The sequence below is a fragment of the Promicromonospora kroppenstedtii DSM 19349 genome, assembly GCF_000515355.1.
Classification (GTDB): domain Bacteria; phylum Actinomycetota; class Actinomycetes; order Actinomycetales; family Cellulomonadaceae; genus Promicromonospora; species Promicromonospora kroppenstedtii.
The window spans coordinates 15,818-18,914 of record NZ_KI911627.1 but is presented as its reverse complement, the minus strand read 5'-3'; the positions used below and the strand labels follow the sequence as shown (position 1 = coordinate 18,914).

Sequence of the window (3,097 nt, the reverse complement as noted above, 5' to 3'; positions counted from 1 at the left end):
GGGCGGCCACGGGCTCCGCGGCCGCGGCGGGCACGGCGGCACCACCCACCGCGGCGGAGGTCGCGAGCAGCCCTGCGGTCCTGACGAATGTCCTTCTGTCCATGGGCACCACCGTCGCAGCGCGGGCCCGCCGTCGCGCCCGGGGGCATCCCTGGTGTGCACACCAGGGTGTCCCCCTGGGGCGGCCCGGGCACCCGCCGAGCAAGGGTGTGCAGCATGAACAAGCTAGCCATCATCATGACGGCGCTGGTGTCGGTGTCGGCCGCCGGGCTGCTGCCCATGGCGGCGCCGGCGAGCGGTCCCGCCGAGGGCGCTCACCCCGCGTCGTCGGCGTGCTCCGCCGTGCCCGTCTCCGCGCCGCGTGGTGCCCACGTCGAGTCCGTGACCGCCCAGGCGTACCCCGCCGGGACGGTCACCTTCCCCGAGGCCACGCCGCCGCTGCAGACCCCGGCCCCGATCGCCGACGTGCCCGCCCGCTGCGAGATCACGGTGACCCTCACGCACGGCCGGGCCGGCGACCACGAGACCGTCAAGGTCGCGCTGCCGCAGGACCGGGCCGCCTGGTCGGGCCGCTTCCAGGCCACCGGCGGCAGCGCATACCTGGCCGGCGACCTGGGCGCCACCCTGGTGGCGGCCGTGAAGAACGGATACGCCGCGGCGGCCACCGACGCGGGTATCGGCCAGTCCCCGGCCGACGTCAGCGGCTGGGCGCTGACGTCGGACGGGCGGGTGAACGAGCCGCTCCTGGAGAACTTCGCGTCACGTTCGGTGCACGACCTCGCGGTGGTCGGCAAGTCCGTGACCAAGGAGTTCTACGGGCGCAAGGCCACCTACTCCTACTGGAACGGCTGCTCCACGGGCGGCCGCCAGGGCTACGTGGCCGCGCAGGAGTACCCCACGGACTTCCAGGGCATCCTGGCCGGTGCGCCCGCGGTGAGCTGGGACCGGTTCGCCGTGGCCACGCTGTGGCCGCAGGTCGTGTTCAACGAGGAGGACGTCGCCCCCGCGCCGTGCGTGCTGGAGGCCTTCAACACCGCGGCCGTCGAGGCCTGCGACACCGCGGACGGCGTACGGGACGGCGTCATCGACGACCCACGCGACTGCCGGTGGGACCCCCGTGAGCTGGTCGGCACCCGGGTCGACTGCGACGGCGCGACGCACACCATCACGCCGCAGCTGGCCGACGCGGTCCGCAAGATCTGGCAGGGGCCGGTCTCCAGCAGCGGGCGTCCGCTCTGGTACGGGCCGAACAAGGGCGCCGCGTTCGGCTGGCTCGCCAACCCCGGCCAGCCCTTCGTGGTGGCCGACCAGTGGGTCAGGTACTTCGTCGCGAAGGACCCGGGCCTGGACACCACGCACCTGACCTACGGGCAGTTCGACCGCCTCTTCGCGACGTCCCAGCGTGACTTCCACACGGTGATCGGCAGCGACGACCCGGACCTGTCCGCGTTCGCCCGCTCCGGCGGCAAGCTGCTGAGCTGGCACGGCCAGGCCGACCAGCTCGTGCCCACGCAGGGCACGGTCGACTACCGGGAGCGCGTCAACCAGGCCATGGGCGGCAACGCCCGGGTCGACTCCTTCTACCGCCTGTTCCTGCCCCCGGGCGTGGACCACTGCGGTATCGGCACCGACCCGCTGGGCTCCCTGGTGGAGTGGGTCGAGCAGGGGCGGGCCCCCGCGACGCTGCCGGCCGTCGTCACCGACGGTGACGGCAACGCCGTGACGCGCGAGGTGTGCCGCTACCCGCAGGTGACCCGGCGGGTCGGTACCGACGTCCGCTGCGTCAGTGGGTCAGCTTCAACCCGATAACACAGCCGATCAGGCCCGCGATCAGCAGGACGCGGACCACGGAGAGGGGTTCGGCGCCCGTGGCCATCGCCCAGGCGACGGTGGTCGCGGCGCCGATCCCCACCCAGACCGCGTAGGCGGTCCCGACGGGCAGGTCGCGCAGCGCGAAGGCGAGGCCGCCCATGCTCGCGACGAGGGCGACGCCGAACACGATGCTCGGCACGACGTTGCTGAAGCCCTCCGACCGGCTCAGGGCAGTGGCCCAGACGGCCTCCAGCAGGCCGGACAGGACAAGGACGATCCACGACACGGTGTGCTCCTCAAGATGCCGTCTTGTCGCACACCGGGTACGGCAACCCTCGTCCGGGAGCCCCTGTGGGCTCTGCCTCGATCTTCGCACACACTGGGGTGCATGACGGAGCAGATGACGGGCATGCGGCGGCTGAGCAGCGTGCTGGACGGGCCGCACGCCGTGCGGATCGTAGCGTCGCTGCTGGTCGGCGCCCTGCTCGGCTGGCTGCTGGCGTGGGACTCCACGGCGGCGGCCCTGCTCGGCGGCTGGGCCGCCGCCGGGCTCGTGTTCGTCGGCTGGACGGCACTGGTCATCGTCCCGATGGGCCCGAGGGCCACCAGCGAGCACGCCGTGCGCGAGGAGCCCACCCGTGGCATCGCGCACGTGATCGTGCTGCTCGCCGCCGTGGCGAGCCTGGGCGGGATCGTCGTCGTGCTCGTCGGCGGCGTCCGGGCCGACGGCACCGTCACCACGGCCGCCGTCCTCACCTCGGTGGTGGTGTCCTGGGCCTGCGTGCACACGGTGTTCGCGCTGCACTACGCCCGCGTCTACTACACGGCGCCGGCGGGCGGCATCGACTTCCACCAGACGGCGCCGCCCCGGTACACCGACTTCACCTACCTGGCGGTGACCGTCGGCATGAGCTTCGCCGTCTCGGACACCGACCTCGGCTCCTCCGAGATGCGCCGGATCGCGCAGGTGCACGCGCTGCTCGCCTACCTGTTCGGCACCGTGATCGTGGCCCTGCTGATCAACCTGGTGGCCGGGCTCGCGAACTGAGGTGGCGGGGCCGCCGTCCGACGTCGGACGGCGGCCCCACCGCCATGGATCAGCCGACCGGCTCGAAGCTGCGCCCGTCGAACCCGATGAAGCTGTGGATGTCGCTCGCCGGGAAGGTCAGCGCCCGGCCCGTGCAGTCGGTGCTCTCGTACACCCGGATGCCCGTCGCGGTCTCGTTGAGCTCCGCGTGCACGACGAACGGCAGGGTGGTGCAGCCCGTCCCCGCGTCGGGGTACG

At 73.0% G+C, this 3,097-nt stretch carries 4 protein-coding genes and 1 riboswitch; of the genes, 2 read left to right on the top strand and 2 right to left on the bottom strand.

The window, feature by feature from the left end; all coding sequences use genetic code 11:
- Nucleotides 1-216 precede the first annotated feature (216 nt).
- Nucleotides 217-1,809 (top strand): tannase/feruloyl esterase family alpha/beta hydrolase, encoded by a 1,593-nt coding sequence (locus tag PROKR_RS05960; RefSeq protein WP_245605722.1) that lies wholly within the window; start codon nucleotides 217-219, stop codon nucleotides 1,807-1,809.
- On the opposite strand, the gene PROKR_RS05955 is transcribed toward PROKR_RS05960, so the two are convergent.
- Entirely contained in the window at nucleotides 1,784-2,098 is a 315-nt protein-coding gene (locus PROKR_RS05955; protein ID WP_036960621.1) for a DMT family transporter, read from the bottom strand. The two genes, PROKR_RS05960 and PROKR_RS05955, sit on opposite strands and share 26 nt — an antisense overlap.
- Before the next feature lie 12 nt (nucleotides 2,099-2,110).
- Nucleotides 2,111-2,174, bottom strand: a riboswitch (guanidine-III (ykkC-III) riboswitch).
- A gap of 26 nt (nucleotides 2,175-2,200) precedes the next feature.
- On the opposite strand from PROKR_RS05955, the gene PROKR_RS05950 reads away from it, so the two are divergent.
- Nucleotides 2,201-2,860: a DUF1345 domain-containing protein gene (locus tag PROKR_RS05950; RefSeq protein WP_084800276.1), complete on the top strand. Its 660-nt coding sequence runs from the start codon at nucleotides 2,201-2,203 to the stop codon at nucleotides 2,858-2,860.
- A 49-nt stretch (nucleotides 2,861-2,909) separates the two neighbouring features.
- On the opposite strand, the gene PROKR_RS05945 is transcribed toward PROKR_RS05950, so the two are convergent.
- On the bottom strand, nucleotides 2,910-3,097 hold a 188-nt coding region (locus PROKR_RS05945), incomplete at its 5' end, for a hypothetical protein (protein WP_036960618.1).